17 protein-coding genes are annotated in these 17,675 nt (G+C 40.7%); 14 read left to right on the top strand and 3 right to left on the bottom strand.

Annotation, left to right across the window (positions count from 1 at the left end):
- Positions 1–288, bottom strand: a 288-nt coding sequence (locus tag VB732_RS16655; RefSeq protein ID WP_323231981.1) for a hypothetical protein, incomplete at its 3' end; no start/stop codon positions are given.
- A 613-nt stretch (positions 289–901) separates the two neighbouring features.
- Between VB732_RS16655 and VB732_RS16650 the strand changes: the two genes are divergently transcribed.
- The 3 genes from VB732_RS16650 to VB732_RS16640 are packed head-to-tail and all read left to right on the top strand — an operon-like array spanning position 902 to position 1,780.
- On the top strand, positions 902–1,318 hold the full coding sequence (locus VB732_RS16650; RefSeq protein ID WP_323231980.1) for a XisH family protein: 417 nt from the start codon (positions 902–904) through the stop codon (positions 1,316–1,318).
- The gene (locus VB732_RS16645; protein ID WP_323231979.1) at positions 1,306–1,641 is read left to right on the top strand and encodes a XisI protein; all 336 of its coding nucleotides are present in this window, start codon (positions 1,306–1,308) and stop codon (positions 1,639–1,641) included. Before VB732_RS16650 ends, VB732_RS16645 begins: the two co-directional genes overlap by 13 nt.
- Positions 1,628–1,780 (top strand): hypothetical protein, encoded by a 153-nt coding sequence (locus VB732_RS16640; protein WP_323231978.1) that lies wholly within the window; start codon positions 1,628–1,630, stop codon positions 1,778–1,780. The genes VB732_RS16645 and VB732_RS16640 overlap by 14 nt, the downstream gene beginning before the upstream one ends.
- Here VB732_RS16640 and VB732_RS16635 read toward each other — a convergent pair.
- Positions 1,745–3,109 (bottom strand): DUF4157 domain-containing protein, encoded by a 1,365-nt coding sequence (locus VB732_RS16635; RefSeq protein ID WP_323231977.1) that lies wholly within the window; start codon positions 3,107–3,109, stop codon positions 1,745–1,747. The two genes, VB732_RS16640 and VB732_RS16635, sit on opposite strands and share 36 nt — an antisense overlap.
- Positions 3,110–3,298: 189 nt before the next feature.
- Between VB732_RS16635 and VB732_RS16630 the strand changes: the two genes are divergently transcribed.
- The 6 genes from VB732_RS16630 (at position 3,299) to VB732_RS16605 (ending at position 10,604) form a co-directional block, all read left to right on the top strand.
- Complete coding sequence (locus tag VB732_RS16630; protein WP_323231976.1) at positions 3,299–3,538, top strand: hypothetical protein; 240 nt, start codon at positions 3,299–3,301, stop codon at positions 3,536–3,538.
- Positions 3,538–4,062, top strand: a complete 525-nt coding sequence (locus tag VB732_RS16625) for a phage tail protein (RefSeq protein WP_323231975.1) — start codon at positions 3,538–3,540, stop codon at positions 4,060–4,062. The genes VB732_RS16630 and VB732_RS16625 overlap by 1 nt, the downstream gene beginning before the upstream one ends.
- A gap of 23 nt (positions 4,063–4,085) precedes the next feature.
- The gene (locus VB732_RS16620; protein ID WP_323231974.1) at positions 4,086–7,562 is read left to right on the top strand and encodes a hypothetical protein; all 3,477 of its coding nucleotides are present in this window, start codon (positions 4,086–4,088) and stop codon (positions 7,560–7,562) included.
- Positions 7,563–7,600: 38 nt separating this feature from the next.
- On the top strand, positions 7,601–8,164 hold the full coding sequence (locus VB732_RS16615) for a hypothetical protein (RefSeq protein WP_323231973.1): 564 nt from the start codon (positions 7,601–7,603) through the stop codon (positions 8,162–8,164).
- Between the two features lie 180 nt (positions 8,165–8,344).
- On the top strand, positions 8,345–10,078 hold the full coding sequence (locus VB732_RS16610; protein WP_323231972.1) for a VgrG-related protein: 1,734 nt from the start codon (positions 8,345–8,347) through the stop codon (positions 10,076–10,078).
- A 28-nt stretch (positions 10,079–10,106) separates the two neighbouring features.
- Entirely contained in the window at positions 10,107–10,604 is a 498-nt protein-coding gene (locus VB732_RS16605; RefSeq protein WP_323231971.1) for a PAAR domain-containing protein, read from the top strand.
- A 220-nt stretch (positions 10,605–10,824) separates the two neighbouring features.
- Here VB732_RS16605 and VB732_RS16600 read toward each other — a convergent pair whose 3' ends face one another.
- On the bottom strand, positions 10,825–11,316 hold the full coding sequence (locus tag VB732_RS16600) for a GNAT family N-acetyltransferase (RefSeq protein ID WP_323231970.1): 492 nt from the start codon (positions 11,314–11,316) through the stop codon (positions 10,825–10,827).
- A gap of 431 nt (positions 11,317–11,747) precedes the next feature.
- Between VB732_RS16600 and VB732_RS16595 the strand changes: the two genes are divergently transcribed.
- The 5 genes from VB732_RS16595 to VB732_RS16575 all read left to right on the top strand — a co-directional run.
- Entirely contained in the window at positions 11,748–12,161 is a 414-nt protein-coding gene (locus tag VB732_RS16595; RefSeq protein WP_012407842.1) for a GPW/gp25 family protein, read from the top strand.
- A gap of 105 nt (positions 12,162–12,266) precedes the next feature.
- Positions 12,267–14,465 (top strand): putative baseplate assembly protein, encoded by a 2,199-nt coding sequence (locus VB732_RS16590; RefSeq protein WP_323231969.1) that lies wholly within the window; start codon positions 12,267–12,269, stop codon positions 14,463–14,465.
- 83 nt (positions 14,466–14,548) lie between these two features.
- Complete coding sequence (locus tag VB732_RS16585; protein ID WP_323231968.1) at positions 14,549–15,577, top strand: phage tail protein; 1,029 nt, start codon at positions 14,549–14,551, stop codon at positions 15,575–15,577.
- A gap of 165 nt (positions 15,578–15,742) precedes the next feature.
- Positions 15,743–16,942, top strand: coding sequence for a DUF4159 domain-containing protein (locus VB732_RS16580; protein ID WP_323231967.1), 1,200 nt, complete (start codon positions 15,743–15,745; stop codon positions 16,940–16,942).
- A gap of 216 nt (positions 16,943–17,158) precedes the next feature.
- Positions 17,159–17,675: transposase (locus VB732_RS16575; protein WP_323231966.1), on the top strand; the 517-nt coding region annotated here is incomplete at its 3' end.

Here is a 17,675-nt window from a genome sequence, read left to right as displayed (position 1 = left end):
TTGTTTGCTTACAGGTTCGCTCATCCTCTGCATTACCTGCCCTGCTACTCTATCAGCTTCCTGCTCGTAAACATCTCCTGGCTGGTTAACTGTGAGTTTGGTTTGTGAACGCAGTGATATTCGACTAATGTCGTGGACTAGAGGTTTGTTAAAAGGTTGCACCAATGAAGTTGTTTGGGAGGAAGCACCAGGAGAGTCTAAACCGAAACCGCGCGTTGGTTGTTTGAATGCAGGTATTGAAAAGGAACCTGTAGTAGCTTTTTTGGACTGACTTACGCGTTCTGTCATTTACTTCTCCTGATGCTTAATCAGTCGCTAGATAAATACTTGCTGGTTATTATCAATATATATTAGAGTACTGCGATCGCACTCATAACACAATTCACCCAAGGTCTAAATTTTTGGGAACCCGATTCTATAGTATCGGGCAATACCTGCGGTGGTCACTGAGCTTTGTCGAAGTGCGGGCTGCGCCTACGCACTTCAAGAAGTGTAGGGTAGACAAATTCTGATAATTTAACAATTTCATGTCCATTTACTCAATTTAAAAAAGATGCGATCACATCTGTAGCAGCTTCCGTCTTCCCTGTAGTAATTTCTGCCATCACGTTTCAGTGTTTCGCGCAATCTGTAGCAACTTCTGCATCAAATAATTGGGCTATTTTTGAGGATTAAACTAATAAAGCGATCGCACTCATCAAGCAATTCACCCAAAGTCAATTTACACGAGCGATCGCAAGACTATTAAGACAGTCACTACAAGAGCAGCGATCGCACGCTCATCAACTATCTTAGATAAGGGATCGCTTGACTATTAAGACAGTCGCTACAAGATCAGGTGATACCTGCGGCGGGCTGCGTCTACGCACTAAAATGTTAAGTAAATCAGAAAAGGTTAACGATGGCAGCTAAAGATAAATTTCATGCTGTGGTTAGAATTGCTTTAGAAAAAGAGCAGTGGAAGATAACCGATGATCCTCTGCGACTAGAAGTTGGCGGAACTAAGTTTGAAATAGATTTAGGTGCAAAGCAACTGTTAGCAGCAGAGCGAGGTGAAGAAAAAATTGCAGTTGAGATTAAAACGTTCCTGAGTGATTCACCACTAACAGATTATCATGCTGCGTTAGGACAGTTTTTGAATTATCGGCTTGCCTTAGAAATCACCGATCCAACTCGCATTCTCCATTTGGCAGTGCCTATAGGTGTTTATGAAGCTTTTTTCAAGCGGGAATTTGCCCAAATATCTGTAGAGAGATATCAGATTAAACAAATTATTTATGACCCAATTCAAGAGGTAATTGTACAATGGATACCCTAGAGTCTTATCGCCATATCATTCAGTCGTTATTGACGGCTTATGCTGCTATCCCAATAGCTAATGGTCAGATTGATTGTTACACTGTTTTTGATACAAAACAAGACCATTACATGGTTATGAATGTGGGATGGGATGGTCATCGGCGAGTCTATGGTTGTGTTTTACATTTGGATATTAAACAGGGAAAAATTTCGATTGAGCAGAATATGACGGAAATGAGAGTGGCTCAAGAACTTGTAGAGCTAGGGGTTCCAAAAGATGATATTGTTCTTGGATTTCAATCTCCTGAAATGCGGGAATATACGGGCTATGGAGTTTTTTAACGACAACATTGCGATCGCACTCTTATTTTATCGTCATAGCAGCGATCGCATTCACAAAAACACAACGGGCGATCGCACTATAAGATCAGCGATCGCACTAAATTTAAACTCTTGTCTTTTCGTTCTTCACACGTGTTGAACTCCAAAAATGCGTCTGTGCGTTATCCGCATTGGCTACCCCTGTATTATCGGCATACTGCCCATTCGCCAGTAGATGTCGCCAGTATCCATTGAGATCGCATACTATCTCATCTCCATTTGTCAAACCAAAAATCTTTTTGCCGGATTCCGTAGAACCGCCGCTTCCACTGCCAGGCTTTGCTTTTAGCCCCAGGGTTTTTATGTGATCACGCCACTCTTTTACTTCCCAATTTGCACCAAATGCGGTCACTCTTGCTGTCGAATTTTCCACTACATTCGGATTTGCACCTTGTACTCTCTGTTTATTTTTCTGGTATGTCCTTTGTATTGGAGTGTTTTTCCTTCCATTCTGCTGTACAACATGAGTCAACTCATGTGCCAATAACTCCTGTCCCCCTCGACTCCCAGGATTATATTCTCCCTGCCGAAAGAACACATCTTGCCCTGTTGTGAAAGCACGCGCCTGAATTGACCGATTCAACTGGTCAGATTGACCATCCGTGTGAACTTTCACGCCACTGAAATCTGCACCAAACGCCACCTCCATCGGTTTGCGGATGTTGTCTGCGATCGCCTGTCCACCACCTCTTGCTTGGTTAATGGACGTTTCTAAGTCTGGTCTAGCAGCCATTCCAGCCCGACGCTGCACCATCGGCTTCATCTGTAATTCTTCCTCTTCCTCTGGCAACGCTTCTCGTTGCAGTGTGCGATTGTCCAGAGATTTCATTTGTAATTCTTCTTCCTCTTCCTCTGGCAACGCTTCTCGTTGCAGTGTGCTGCTGTCCAGAGATTTCATTTGTAATTCTTCTTCCTCATCCTCTGGCAATGCTTCTCGTTGCAGGGTGCTAATGTCCAGAGATTTCATCTGTAATTCTTCCTCATCCTCTGGCAATGCTTCTCGTTGCAATGTGCTAATGTCCAGAGTTTTCATCTGCAATTCTTCTTCTTCCTCTGGCAATGCTTCTCGTTGCAGGGTGTTAATGTCCAGAGGTTTCATCTGCAATTCTTCTTCTTCCTGTGGTAATGCTTCTCGTTGGATAGACTGGCGATTTACAGGTTGCGCCATTCTTTGCATTACTTGCTGTGCGACGCTATCAGCTTCCTGTTCGTATTTGTCTCCAGGCTGGCTAATTGAGAGTTTTGCTTGGCTACGCAGTGGTATGCGACTGATATCGTGAGTAACTGGTTGATGGAGTGGTTGTATTTCAGGAACCGCTTGGCGTGAAATTGCCGACGACTCCAAACCAAAGCCGCGTGTCGGGTGTTTCAGGGATGGAATTGAGAAGCCTGTAGTAGTTTTTTTCTGTCGGCTGATGTGTTCTCTCATTATTCTCCAGATGCCCAAGCAGTAGTTAGATGAATAGTACGCTGTTCCTTAGATCGATATTACAGCGATCGCACTTGTAACACAATTCACCCAAAGTCGAAATCCAGGCAAAAACTAAGTTCGACTTTTGGCTACTTTTGATTATGATGCAGTACCTTTAGCCTGGATTTAGGGAGAGTTTTTTTATTTATGGACTCAAGACAGCAACAAAAATTTTTCACCTTCGATGGAGATGTTGGCGGTACTGCTGGATACGCCGGGGTTTCGGCGGCATCTGATGCAAGCAAGGCGGCTAAGACGGCAAGTAAATATCTCAACGATTCACGGTTGATAAACCAACTCACAGAACGCGTATATAAACTTTTGCTAGAAGATTTGCGATCGCAGCGTGAAAGAGTAGGTAGTTATGATTCTCAAAGGTGGTTGTGATGGCTACAGGCGCTAACAATGGCAACATTACTCACGAATTAAATTATGTCACTACTAATCGGTTCTACGTAGAGATAGACAGTTCTATTGCTGCATCTTTCGCTGAATGTACAGGATTGAGTGTTCAAATTAAGAAAACTATTTTTCAGGAAGGTGGTGTCAATGACCAGCAAAGAATTTATTTAGGTCATACAGAATTTGCAGACATAACTCTTAAACGAGGATTTACCGATCATCCAGGTTTTTGGAACTGGATGAATGCAGTTTTTGATGAAAAAAAGAAAACATCTCGGCGTAATGTCAATATTCTGATTTTCAATCAAGCTGGTGAAACCATGATGAGTTGGACTTTGATTGGTGCTATTCCTATAACCTGGAAAACACCTGCACTCCAAGCAGATGGGAAAGCAGTTGCAATTGAAGAATTAACTTTAGCTTATGAAGGGTTACAAATTGCAAGGTCTACAGGAGGAGGCACTTCTGTACAAAGAAATCAAAAAACAGGATATTTTGTTTCTAGTTAATTGGCTACTTTTCAACTATAATTATGCAAATTATTCAATCTTCACTAGGAAACAATATTCATCCCCTTGGGGTAATATCATCTTTATCAAATCCTCAGAGAATGATATCAAAAAAAGCATCTCATTCTTTGCATTCTCAAAACAATCTCATCAGTACAATACAAACTAAACCACCATTAGTTACATCCTCTAAATTTTTCTTGTCTCATCAGTATGAACCATCTATTCAACCATTAATAGGTTGGGATAGCTGGGATACTGAAGATATAAGTAGTGAATCTCAGTTGATTGATTTTGATGCTTCTGATTCAATAGCTGCACTAGAAAATAGTAATGAACCAGTAAGAAACGGCATTCCAGAGATAATGCCAACTCCCACCGAGGTAAATACGATTAATGATACCTCACAAGAAGTAAATATAAAAAGTAAATCTCAACCCAAAAAAGCAAATAAATCTCAAAAGCCACCAGCAGAAAAAAAGCCAAATTCAAAATCTAGGGCTAAGAAATCTAGAAAATCATCTGCGACTAAAAATGTTGAACAAGTTGTTGACAAAAACAACACTTCTATTAATACTAACAAAAACAAATTATTGACATCAGATGAGTTGCTGCCCATTGAGACTAATTTGGAAACACCAAATTTACAGATGGATATTGCGCCAGACATTTCTGCAAATGTTCATGGTTCTATTAGTAATATAACGGCATATACTTCGCCCAGCTTCCAAAATCAGTCGAATTTATTCAGGAATATTACTAACGATGATCTGGCAGTAAATTCTGAACTAGTATCTAGTTTGCCTAATACAGATTTGTCTTTAGCAGAAAATACTTTGATATCGGAAGAAAATATTGAATTAGAAAATAACACAAATGAATTAGTCAATAGCTCATATATAGAAGTTCCTTCGAAAAATAATATACAAGAAATATTTATACCGGATAATAATTTTACAAATACCGAAGAAAAACTAATACCTGAAATATTAGAAACAGTTAATTTTTCAGGTATGCAAGTTAGCCAAACGCCACCACAACAAGACATTAAAATAGATCAAGTTTCTTCTATAGGTGAGAATAAAAACACCATAAGTCAAACAAATTTAATCCAAGCAAGAGAGATTTTACCACCCTTAAACTCTCCATCACCGGAGGCTGAATCACCAAATATTAATACTAATTTTGAGGCAATTACAGCCATTGAACCAGGCTTAATACCAGAAAAAAGCACAAATGATTCTATTACAGATAATGCTGTCTATGATAATTTTTTAACTTTACCTTTAGCACTTACTTCATCTGAAGTTGATAATGCACCAACTTTACCTCATTCTCTAGAGAATGATGAAAATACTGTAGAGGCGCATGTCACTTTACCTAATCCTGAGTCTTTAATTGCAAAAAATCCTATTACAGTACAACAAGAAATTACTCCTAACTTTTCACCCCATGTAGAAAAAACAACGCAAAATATAATCCCTCAGCCCCCTTTAATATCAGAGAAAGGAGAGAATTTAAAGCCTCTATCCTTGCAAAAGAAAGGGTTTCTAGATTCCGCTAAAAGTCAGGAAATTGATTCCAGTATTACGAGTGAGTCTCTAAATAGTGCGCCTGTTGAGTTAACATCTACTTCAGCAGAGATTGAAGACACACTTAGTTTATTTAGCAACCCTGATAGCGATGAAAAGTTAGTAGCTTCAGAGCCACAGTCTGCTATGGTGGTTAATGTCTTTGATGTCTCAGCAAATGTGGCTTCACTACAACGTGATAGCAATGTTGAGAATACTACCAGCGAGTTTACAGAAAATCAGCCCATCTTACCAGCATCTGAAATTGTTGAAACACCAATCATTACCACCACATCGCCTGAAAACGCTCAAGCGTTGGTAGTTAGCGCCATATCACCTGAGATTGCTGAAACACCAACAGTTAGCGCCACGTCACCTGAAATTGGTGAAACACCAATATTTAGCGCCACATCACCTGAAAGTGTTGAAACACCAACAGTTAGCGCCATATCACCTGAAATTGGTGAAACACCAATATTTAGCGCCACATTACCTGAAAGTGTTGAAACACCAACAGTTAGCGCCACATTACCTGAAATCGATGAACCATCGGTAGTTAGCCCTAGTTCGTCTGAAATTGTTGAAACACCAACAGTTAGCGCCATATCACCTGAAAGTGTTGAAACACCAACAATTACCGCCACATCACCTGGAATCGATGAACCATTAGTAGTTAGCCCTAGTTCGTCTGAAATTGTTGAAACACCAACAATTACCGCCATATCACCTGAAAGTGTTGAAACACCAACGATTACCGCCACATCACCTGGAATCGATGAACCATTAGTAGTTAGCGCCATATCACCTGAGATTGTTGAAACACCAACAGTTAGCGCCACATTACCTGAAATTGTTGAAGAAGCAAGTATTTTTAGAAAAATTATTGATCGTGAACAAACAGTAGAATCAGAAAATCCTGAAATATCACCCTTTGGTGATACCTGGGATAATCCAGATGCTCCAGAAAACCTAACTTCTCCACAAGATGAGGTAAGCACAGCACCTAAAGTTGAGCAAAATGCGATCGCACCTAAAGGTTATGCTACTGGTGGTCATGTTACAGATTCCCCCGTTGAAAACCGCCAGTACATAGCACCCTCAGATACAATACCTGCAATGCTTACGCCTGGGGAGTTTGTCATTAATACCAGAGATGCACAGAAGAATCTGCCCCTACTACATCACATCAACACTGGTGGAACACCGCACGATATTATTCTTCCAAGTTTACAGATACCCAATCCCACAGAACTAGAAGAGACAATTTTTCCAGAGACTCCGACTAAAGTCGATTCTTTTTCAGACACTTCATTACAGCTAAAAAGCACTGAGACTGATTCACCTGAGATATCCAATTCCTTAATTCCTTCTTCCTTGGGATTGAATATTAGTCAAAAGAAACTTTCGACTCTCAATTCTCCACAGCTTAATCCTCTCCAAAACGAAACAAGTGATGTCGATGAAACTTCACCTCAATACTCATCGCCTCCCCTAATTTTCCGAAAAGCAAATCCTACAACTAATACATCTTCACAATGGTCAAACACACCTTCTCAATGGTCAAGTGTGGAAGATTTACTAAATGGAAATAATGATGATTTTACTAGCTTTAATTTTAATGATGGAGAATCTAACAACCAAAATTATGAATTTTCTCAGTTTTCAGAATCGCCACAAGTTTTTGCTAAACACCTTCCTTCACCTAGAGGCTTTGCTGATGGTGGAGAAGTCACTCTACCCGACATATCTAGAGACATACAACCAATAACTGAGATAATAGATAACACTTCTTTGTCTTCTGAAGAAGGTCAAAAAGATGATACGGCCGATCTTGAAACTCTAGCCCGTGAAATTTATAGCAGATTACGACAACGGATAGAAATTGAGCGAGAACGTCATGGTGGTTCCTCTGGTAGATTACCTTGGTAAATTTGTATTCAATAATTAACTTTTGGAGAATTATTAAAATGGCAAGTCCAGCAATTATTGTTATTCAAAAGCGTCAACCGCAACTTGAGAAAGCCAAACTTGTAGCTTATAACAATGAAGCGCCAGATATTGAATTAATGTTTAATCCTACAGATATTAGTTTTACTCGGACTGTTAAGTGGGAAAGCAAGGATGGTAACAGAGGAACTACTTTACTTCCGAAAGTAAACTTTTCTGGCGTTGAACCTTACAAATTCACCCTTAAACAGTTACTTTATGATACTTATGAAACGAAAGAATCGGTGATGAAAAAATATATAGATAATATCAAGAAAGGTGTCGAAACTATCACTAAGGCAACTGACAAACGACCACCTGTCTATATATTTACATGGGGTAATGAGTATTTTTATTGTGTAATTACAAGTTTAACTTACACTTTAAATATGTTCTTGAGTGATGGGACACCAGTAAGGGCAATGGTAGATATCGCTTTGCAAGAAGTTGATAAAAATAACCTTCCTGGTGGACGGCAATCTGCTTCTACAGGCGATGCTCGTGCAGGAGATCAAAAGGGACAAACACTGAGTAAGACAAAATAAGTAATACCAATTTTAAAAAAGAATGCGACAAATAGACCATTTGTAGAAACGCGATGGATCGCGTCTTTAGCCAAAGAATTTGTTGCAATAATTAATTTAATTGGTATAAAGTTATAAATTAATATTTACTTTGTCATTCAAGGCTGCTCTGAACATTTCATAAGTTATCAAATAATAGTTATGCCTCCTAAAAAAAGCCTTTATTTAAGCGAACCTAAAATACAGATAGATGGAAAACAAGCTTCTCCTGAATTAATGAAGGATTTATTGCAAATTACAATAGAAGAAAGCCTTCATTTACCAGCAATGTTTACGCTAGTAATTCATAATAGCTATATTCCCACGTCTGACCGACCAGAAAACAAGGCTTGGCGACATGATAAGTTATTTAAAATTGGGAACAAAGTGAAGTTGGGTTTTACTTCGAGTACGACTCTAGATAATAATTTTCAAGAGGAGGTAGAACAATTCATCATTGAAGGCGAAATTACAGCGATGGAAGTTCACTTCAATGAAAAATCTGAAGCTGATATCATTGTTCGCGGTTATGATATTTCTCATCGTCTGCATAGAGGTCGTTATAATCGTTCTTTTTTAAATAAAACTGATAGTGATATAGTTAAGCAAATAGTTAAAGAAGTAGGCATAAAGCTTGGCAATATAGAGGCAACTGGTGAAGTTCATAAGTACGTCTTTCAAGAAAATCAAACTAATATGGAGTTTTTGCGAGAAAGGGCTGCTCGCATTGGTTTTGAGTTATTTATTACAGAGGAAAAACTCAATTTTTGCAAACCAAAAACTCAGGGAGCTTTATCACTCAAATGGCTAGTTGATATTAATAAATTTAGTACTCGTGTTACTAGTGCTGAACAGATAAGTTCTGTAGAGGTACGCGCCTGGGACTATACCAAGAAACAATTGATTAGTGGAACAGCCAAGAAAGAGAAGCAAGTAACTGAGACAGGTAATCAGCTAGGAAGTAGTACTAGTAATGCATTTTCTAATCTTAAGTCTCCCAAAATGATTGTTGTAGATAAACCTGTTGCCAGCAAAAAACAAGCAGATACGATGGCTCAGGCTTTGTGCGATGAACTAGGAGGAGAATTTGTTTATGCAGATGCCAAAGCAGAAGGGAATCCTGAGATTCGTCCGGGACGGGTTATTAATCTTGAGGGTATGGGCGATCGCTATAGTGGTAAGTATTATGTTACAGAAACGCGCCATTTCTTCAGTCAACGCGTTTATGAAACTGATTTCAGCGTGCGGGGACTCCGTTCTGGTAACTTATTCACAACTCTATCCCCAGAAAAACGTCTCCAGCCATCTGAGACTTTATTAGTCGGAATTGTAACTGATAATAAAGACCCAGAGAAAATGAGCAGAGTAAAAGTCAAGTTTCCCACTCTCACAGAAGACCATGCAAGCGACTGGGCGAGAGTTGTAGGTGTGGGAGCAGGCCCCAACAGAGGTTTCGACTGTTTACCAGAGGTAAACGATGAAGTCTTGGTAGGTTTTGAGCATGGCGACATTCACCGTCCTTATGTCATTGGCGGGGTATGGAACGGGAAGGATGCACCACCAGAAAAAGTGACTGATTCAGTTGCAAATGGTGTAAGATTACGCACCATTAAAACTCGTGTCGGTCACGTTCTACAGTTTATTGAAGAAGATAAAGGAACTAGTAAAACAGGTATTCGTGTAGAAACTAAAGACGGTCATAAAATATATCTCAATGATAGTCAAAGGTACATAGAGATTGAAACCAAAGGCGGACATAGAATCAAAATGGACGACATGGCTAAATCTGTTTCAGTGGAATCAAAAGGTAATCTGTCATTAGATGCTGTTGGCAATATAGACATTTCAGCCAAGGGCGTGATTACAGTTAAAGGTGCGATGATTCGACTTAATTAATTCGTAATTAACACAATAAGAGGTTGTCATGGGTAGACCAGCAGCAAGAATTACTGACAATGTGGCGCATCCATTACCCCCAGTCTTGACAGGAGGGCCAGGTAGTCCCAATGTGCTGATTGGGTCTTTACCTGCGTGGCGGGGTGTGCTTGCAGCAGCAGTACCAGGTTTGCAGTCTGCCAAAACATCTTCTGATATAACTATCAAAGCGGCTGAGGCTGCTACCCTAGCGGCGGCAGGTACACCAGGCGCACCTGCTGCCTTAACTGCCGAACAAACTACAAAGACAACAGCAGCAACTACTATGGGTAGTGCGATCGCCGCCGCCGCCGCAGGTGCTGATATTCATAATTGCGCGACACCTTTACCCGTCCCTCCTCACGGTCCTGGGGTTGTGATTGACGGTAGCCAGACTGTGTTGATTAACAATTTGCCTGCCTCTCGCATGGGCGACACTGTTTTAGAAGCATTAGGGCCACCGAATAAAATTATCAAAGGTAATCCCACTGTTTTGATTGGCGGCTGATTGGAGAGGTAGAGAAGATGAGAGAGGGAAGAGTTGCAACTTTATCCGAAATTTTGTCAGGATCGATAAGTTAGCGCAAATAGGAAGTGATCATAATCAATCAGCTTTAAAGACTTTTCGATCGATCATTCACCTATCCTAGTGGCCTATCAAATTCATTTTTACGGTTAGAGAGACGCGATAAATCGCCGTCTCTACAAGGATTTTATCCATTAATTATTTATTGACAGACTACTAGTTTCTTCTCCCAGAATAATGCCTTGCCCATCTGGGGATTTAGCTCATAACCAGTGAATCCACACGCCTTGTATGCTGACTGGGCAACATGGTTTCCTTCCAGTACCTCTAGCGTGAGTTTACAACAGCCCAAATCCAACGCGATCTTCTCCGCTTTTTGTAGCAGCAGTTTGGACAAGCCTCTACCACGGTAGCGTAAAGCAACGATGACATCGTGAATATTAAGTAATGGCTTACACGCGAACGTAGAGAATCCTTCTAAGCAGACAACAAGCCCTGCGGGTTCGGCATCGACAAACGCAAGAATTACATGAGCCGCTTTTCTTTTTGCAAGCTCTGTTGAGAGATTTGCTTTAACGTAGTCCGACAAACCTTTACCACCACCCATCGGGTCGAGTGCATACTCATCCATTAATTGCACCATAGCCTCTGCATGAGCAGGCATACTCAGGTCTGCTTCAAAAATTTCAATCATCTATTAATTCTTGATTCTTCAAATGTTGGCATAACGTTTCTGGTCAGTAGCTGCCGACAACCCTAGTTTGCGATCGTTTATCTGAAATTACAGCACTTTTCATGTATTTGAAATATATCTGTCGTAAGGGCACAGTGTCTACTCAACGTGAAACGGGCGGTTAGAAACCGCGTCTACACAGACAAAACCCGCCTGCGCGGGTTAAAAATATTAATTTTCTCTTAGTCCGCGCAGGCGGACTTTGTTTGTGTAGCCGCGAATTCCATTCGCCCAGGCTTAAGTTGACACGTATGAGCATTGCTGTGCTGTCTCTCCTGCTCCCTGCTCCCTCTCTGCCCCCCGCTTCATCCTCGACCTTTGGCGAATAGGCTTAAACTCTCTGTGCCGATATCTTTGAAGATATCCATGTAAAAACTGTCTAAGTGCCAGATATGGTTTACGGTCGTGAACGAGCCTATTTGGGAACAGGTTGGGCTTATCCACTGCATTTAAGTGTGCAAGGCGGGATACAACTTAGCCGTGAAGATCAAAAAGTTAAAGAATCTATTTGGATTATCCTCCGCACGGGAGTAGGTGAGCGGGTTTATCGACCTACCTTTGGTTCGCGCTTGTCTGAGCTGGCGTTTGCACCTTTAAATAGCGATACCCTACTCCGAATCCGTCTTTATGTCTTGGAAGCTTTAGAAGTTTGGGAACCGCGCATTACTATCGATGAAGTTGTCACCGATCCTGACCCTGTGCGTGGCAGAGTGGACATCATTATCAATTATCGACTCAAAGACGGCCCCGATATTTATAGTTTTGTTTATCCTTATTATTTGGTTTCAGCTGGGGAGGAATCGTGATAACAATTAAGAATTAAAAATTAAAAATTAAAAATTAAAAATTGAGAAGCTAAATTTCATCTGGGTTTCTAGGCTTGTATCTGTCACATTCTTTTTTAAATTGGTATGAACTTTGATTTTTTACCGAAATTACCTTCTTCTAACTTAGACGATCGCGCCTTTGATGATTTGGTGGAAGAATGTATTATGCGTATTCCCCGCTACTGTCCCGAATGGACAGACCACAACCTCAGCGACCCAGGAATTACGCTAATTGAGTTATTTGCTTGGTTAACTGACCAAATGTTGCTCAGATTTAACCAAGTACCTCGAAAAAATTATGTCGCTTTCCTAGAATTACTGGGTATTCGTCTCCAGCCTCCCGCCCCAGCCCGCACGGAATTAACTTTTTATTTAAGCGCTGCATTACCCGAAGCCTACACAATTCCAGCCGGATTGGAAGCCTCAACTATCCGCACTGAAACTACAGAAGCTATTACTTTTAGTACAGATGCTCCTCTAATTATCGGCAACCCACGCATCCAACACTTCTTAACTGCCCAAACTACCGAAGATATTCCCCAATCTCTGCGCGAAAGAGTCACAACTTCATGGACTCGTCAATCTAACGGTTTCTGGACAGGTAATGAACAACCAATATTTGAAGAGGAACCCCAGCCTGGGAACTGTTTTTATTTAGCAATTAATTCTGATGATCCTTTAGATGCTAATGTTTTAGAAATTATTTTCCAAGGGGCTGCGGCTACCCCTGCTGGTATTAATCCCAATCAACCACCCCGCAAGTGGGAAGCCTGGGATGGGGAAAATTGGCAAGCAGTTTTATTGCAAGAGTCAGACGATAAAACTCGCGGTTTCAGTTTTTATGAAATGGCGCAACAGGGTGGAAACCCGTCTCAAGGTGCAGAGGTACGTTTGCATCTACCTCAAATTTGGCCTGTGGCTAATTTTACCTCTTACCGTGGTCGTTGGTTGCGCTGTAGCTTTGTTTCCGCAGAAGCCAATGAATCTGGTTACAATCGTCCACCAAGAATTATTGGTTTAGCAGCGCGGTCAATTGGCGGTACTGTTAGAGCTAGTCACAGTACGCTGATTATAGATGAGCGATTGGGAATTAGTGATGGTACACCCGGTCAGAGTTTCCAGTTACAAACAGCACCAATTTTAGAACGCCGAGAAAATGAATATATTTTAGTTACTCCCAGTGGTGGTTTGCCTCAGAAGTGGATTGAGGTGAGAGATTTTGCTGATTCTGGGCCACATAACTTTCATTACACCATCGATTCGATCACTGGTACAATCCAGTTTGGGCCGCTAATTCGAGAACCTAGCCAACTTAAACAGCATACCCAGATGCGATCGCGGATTCAAGAACCATCGCTAGATAACACATCTGTACAAGTTCTAGAAAATAACCAGTCGGAACACCAATATGGGGCGATTCCTCCCCGTGGTGCAGAGATTAAAATGGTTGCTTATCGCACAGGTGGCGGTAGGGAAGGCAATGTGCAAACTGGGGCAATCCAGTTTTTGAAGTCTGCGTATCCATACATTGCTAGTGTGGTCAATCGTGTACCTGCAATCAATGGCGCGGATGCCGAGTCTTTGGAACAGGCTGTGATGAAGGCTCCCCGCATCCTCCGCACACGCGATCGCGCCGTCACTGCGGAAGATTTTGAAGTTTTGACTCAACAGGCGGGTGCTGGTGCGATCGCGCGTGTCCGGTGTTTGCCAGCAAATTCTCGCAGACAAGCTGGTATAGTTAGTTTACTGGTAGTACCTTATGCAAATACAGATGCGATCGCGCAAGGTAATGGCATGACACCAGAAAATTTTGCTCTTAGTAATGCCCTGCAAGAGCAAATTATGAGTTACTTAGATGAAAGACGGTTATTAGGGGTACAAATAGAATTACAAGAACCGAATTACGTAGGTGTTTCTGTACAGACAGAGATTGCTTTAGAACCTGCTTATGATAATCCTTTTGCCAGAGAAGAAATTCGCCGGAATTTAAGGGTATCACTGTATAAATATTTAAATCCATTAACTGGAGGAATGGACGGCAAAGGTTGGCCATTTGGGCGACCAGTTTATACATCAGATATTGTCGCATTATTGCAACAAACCCCAGGCGTGCGTCATTTAGGCCCCGTCCTACTGTTTCCCATCCGCAAGCAAGGAGAAAATTGGCGACGACAACCATCACCAGAACAATTAATTGACCCAGGCTCGGAAGGTTTGATATGTTCTTGGGCTGATACCAATCTACGCTCAAATCACGACATTCAAATAATTCGTAATTCGTAGTTTGTCATTTGTCATTTGTCATTCGTCATTCGTCAGTAAGTTATTCCCAATTCCCCATTCCCCATTCCCCATTCTCAAATCCTATGGTTCAAAGTCGCTCTAGTCCGGCTGTAAGCATTCAATTAACGCCAATGCAAATACCCGAAGCTTTACCTGTGGCGGGTTTAGGATTTACAAGTGCGGATATCGATGTAGGTGGACGTACTTTACTTTTGCATCCTGGACATCCCAGTGAGATGATTGTGCAAGTGCAAAACTTAGAACAACGTCCTTTGCGGGTAAGCTTAAGCGTTGACGGAAACTTTCCATCCCAGTGGTGTCAAATTGGCACAGAGGGTAGTGAAATACCGCCTCGCGGACAAATGGATGCTGTTCTCTACTTCTCAATTCCCGACACATTTTTTGAAGATCAAGAAGCAATTTCTCCTGGGACAAAAAACAAATTAACTCTCAATTTTCGCAGCCTAATTACTCTACATATAGACGCAGGCACAGAGAACGAACAAATCGAAAGAAGTGAGTATTTCCATTTATATATTCGTCCTTACACCGCCTACATGGAATTCTTGCCAATTTTGTATCGGGAAGTAGACTTTATTGGTCGCTTCATGAAGATATTTGAGCAAGCTTTTCAACCAGTAGTTGATAGTTACAATGTCATGTGGGCAAACCTCGATCCTTTGACAGCACCACAAGCATTACTACCTTTTATGGCTCATTGGGTTGCTTGGCAAGTAGATTCAGTTTGGGATCTCCAGCAACAACGGCGTTTAATTCGTCGGGCTGTAGAACTTTATCGCTGGCGCGGAACTCGCAAAGGATTGCGTCTCTATTTACATCTTTATACTGGTTTACCACTCGACGAAGATTTACCAAATGAAGCTGATAAACATATTAGTATCACAGAACCTTTTGGCCCAAGTTTTATCATCGGAGATGCCCAATTAGGAAATGCTGTTTTAGCCGGTGGACAACCATATCATTTTATAGTACGTTTGCGTTCAAATATTTCTAGTGGCATTATTAATGAGCAACTTATCCAAAGAATCATAGAACAAGAAAAGCCTGCTTTCTGCACCTATGAATTATCTATCGAAAATCCTTCTAATTAAATAATTTGTAATTAAATTGTAGAGTATATTGTAGCTTTAGCGTTTATCAAAGTAAATTTTTTTAACGAACCGCGAAGGACGCGAAGGACGCAAAGGAAGAAAAGGAAGAAATGCTTAACTGAACTGTATTGACTTTTAATCCAAAATCTAAAATCTAAAATTATTATGTCCCATCCTTTCCCACCTCCACCAATCAAATCCTTGGAACGCCTGCAAGCCGCAGACGGATTACTAATTAATGCAGAACGCTGGCGCACAGCCCATGAGTATCATCGAAATCGGCAAAATGCTCAATATCAAAGTTTAAACCAACCAGGAATTGTCTGTGGTTTAGGCGTTCGAGATGTGACAGCCCCAAGTCAAGTAGAAGCTAGATATCGAGATGGGCGTTGGGTACAAATTCAACCTGGTATTGCAATTGATTTAGCAGGTAATTTAATTGTTGTACCGACTTCTTATGACTTTCCTATTGATATAGAAGTAGTCAGTTCTGAACCACTCATGATCTACTTAGTAGTTAGCTATGTAGACCCTGATGAATTGCGGCGTGGACAGCAAAGAGATATTGTTCAAGAAACTTATCGAATTGACCAAAGAAATTCTATACCAGCCAGTTCAGAAATAGAAATATGTCGAATACTTCTGCAACCAGGACATACTGATATTACCCAACCTGCGGATGCTTTCTTTCCTGGATATAACAATATTGATTTGCGTTATCGCCGTCAGGCACAAATGCGTCCTCAAGCACTTGTGTGTATGGCACAAGCAACTCATAGCGATCCTGAATGTGCGCGTAATTTTTTCAGCCTTTCGTACTTATTACAAGCAGTAGAACCCCTATATCCCAGTTTGCGAGGGGCTGATGAACCAGGACAGGTTTCTTTAAGTGAAAATATTCAAGATTATGACCTACTTTATTTGACAGGTGGACAGGCAATTTCTTTAAATAGTCTCGAATTTGAATCCCTAAAAAATTACTTGAATTTAGGTGGTGTGCTTTTCGTTGATGCACCAACAAATGCTAATGCTTTAATTGAAAGTACTCAAGCATTAGCACAACAGTTAGAAAGTCCTTTAAGACCTTTAGAAGAATTGCAACGGAGTCATCCTTTAAGGACAAAACCTTTCTTATTTGCTGCCTTGCCAATGGTTAATCAACAGCAGATTAAATTGTTAATCGGTGGCGGAATTATTTTAGCGATTGGAGATTTAGCAACTGCTTGGGGACTGGATAGAGATTTGAGTTTACCCAGATTGACTATTCGTACAGCCCAGGAACTTGGAATTAATATTCTTCATTATGCTTGGAAGCGGCGACAGTTGATAGGCTTGCAACAGGAAGATAATTCAGGACAGTGGTAGGGTTGGCAATTAATATGGTTTGGTTAAGGGAAGAAACGGTGATTTATTGCGTCTTTGCGATCTATAACTTTCATCAAAACCCTTATCCCTCTCCTAAGAAATCGCAAGCTTTCTTTACATCCATAAGGGGCGATCGCCACTAAACAGCTTCTGTCACTTTCCGAGTATTCTGAATAAAAGGATTAAAAGAAAAAACTCTGGAAGGTAAGCAGATCAATGGATGTAGAATTACAAATTCTGAAACATTTGGCAAGAGATGCCCACCCAACAGTTGCCATTATAGATGAATATTGTGCAGAGTATAAAGACCTGTTTAAAGAAGTAAGAAATTATGAGTGCTTCAAATATTTACACCTGGGAATAATGTCACCAATTAAAAGAAAATCGTTACCAGAGATAGCGAAAGTCGTAAGTATAAATTCTGCACAGTCATTACATCATTTTTTAGCTAATTCAGATTGGTCAGTAGAAGAATTAAAACAACGAAGATTAAATAAACTCAAAAAAGCATTAGATGGCAATGCGATTACAGTAGTAATAGATGAAACAGGAGACAGGAAAAAAGGTAGAAAGACTGATTATGTAGCTAGGCAATATTTAGGGAGTGTTGGAAAAGTCGATAATGGAATAGTTTCAGTCAATGCTTATGGACTTTACTCTAATATAACTTTTCCTTTAAGTGTAAAAATATTCAAACCAAAAGGGACGCTAAAATCAGGAGATAAATATAAAA

Source organism: Nostoc sp. UHCC 0252 (assembly GCF_034931145.1).
In the GTDB taxonomy this organism is placed as follows: Bacteria; Cyanobacteriota; Cyanobacteriia; order Cyanobacteriales; family Nostocaceae; genus Nostoc.
This window is presented reverse-complemented; position numbering and strand designations above follow the sequence as displayed.

Bases quoted from the DNA above. Each gene is read 5' to 3' on its own strand.
- VB732_RS16620 (WP_323231974.1), top strand. From the start codon at position 4,086: ATGCAAATTATTCAATCTTCACTAGGAAACAATATTCATCCCCTTGGG.
- VB732_RS16635 (WP_323231977.1), bottom strand. From the start codon at position 3,109: ATGAGAGAACACATCAGCCGACAGAAAAAAACTACTACAGGCTTCTCA.
- VB732_RS16600 (WP_323231970.1), bottom strand. From the start codon at position 11,316: ATGATTGAAATTTTTGAAGCAGACCTGAGTATGCCTGCTCATGCAGAG.
- VB732_RS16595 (WP_012407842.1), top strand. From the start codon at position 11,748: ATGGTTTACGGTCGTGAACGAGCCTATTTGGGAACAGGTTGGGCTTAT.
- VB732_RS16630 (WP_323231976.1), top strand. From the start codon at position 3,299: ATGGACTCAAGACAGCAACAAAAATTTTTCACCTTCGATGGAGATGTT.
- VB732_RS16650 (WP_323231980.1), top strand. From the start codon at position 902: ATGGCAGCTAAAGATAAATTTCATGCTGTGGTTAGAATTGCTTTAGAA.
- VB732_RS16610 (WP_323231972.1), top strand. From the start codon at position 8,345: ATGCCTCCTAAAAAAAGCCTTTATTTAAGCGAACCTAAAATACAGATA.
- VB732_RS16590 (WP_323231969.1), top strand. From the start codon at position 12,267: ATGAACTTTGATTTTTTACCGAAATTACCTTCTTCTAACTTAGACGAT.
- VB732_RS16605 (WP_323231971.1), top strand. From the start codon at position 10,107: ATGGGTAGACCAGCAGCAAGAATTACTGACAATGTGGCGCATCCATTA.
- VB732_RS16615 (WP_323231973.1), top strand. From the start codon at position 7,601: ATGGCAAGTCCAGCAATTATTGTTATTCAAAAGCGTCAACCGCAACTT.
- VB732_RS16645 (WP_323231979.1), top strand. From the start codon at position 1,306: ATGGATACCCTAGAGTCTTATCGCCATATCATTCAGTCGTTATTGACG.
- VB732_RS16580 (WP_323231967.1), top strand. From the start codon at position 15,743: ATGTCCCATCCTTTCCCACCTCCACCAATCAAATCCTTGGAACGCCTG.
- VB732_RS16585 (WP_323231968.1), top strand. From the start codon at position 14,549: ATGGTTCAAAGTCGCTCTAGTCCGGCTGTAAGCATTCAATTAACGCCA.
- VB732_RS16625 (WP_323231975.1), top strand. From the start codon at position 3,538: ATGGCTACAGGCGCTAACAATGGCAACATTACTCACGAATTAAATTAT.
- VB732_RS16640 (WP_323231978.1), top strand. From the start codon at position 1,628: ATGGAGTTTTTTAACGACAACATTGCGATCGCACTCTTATTTTATCGT.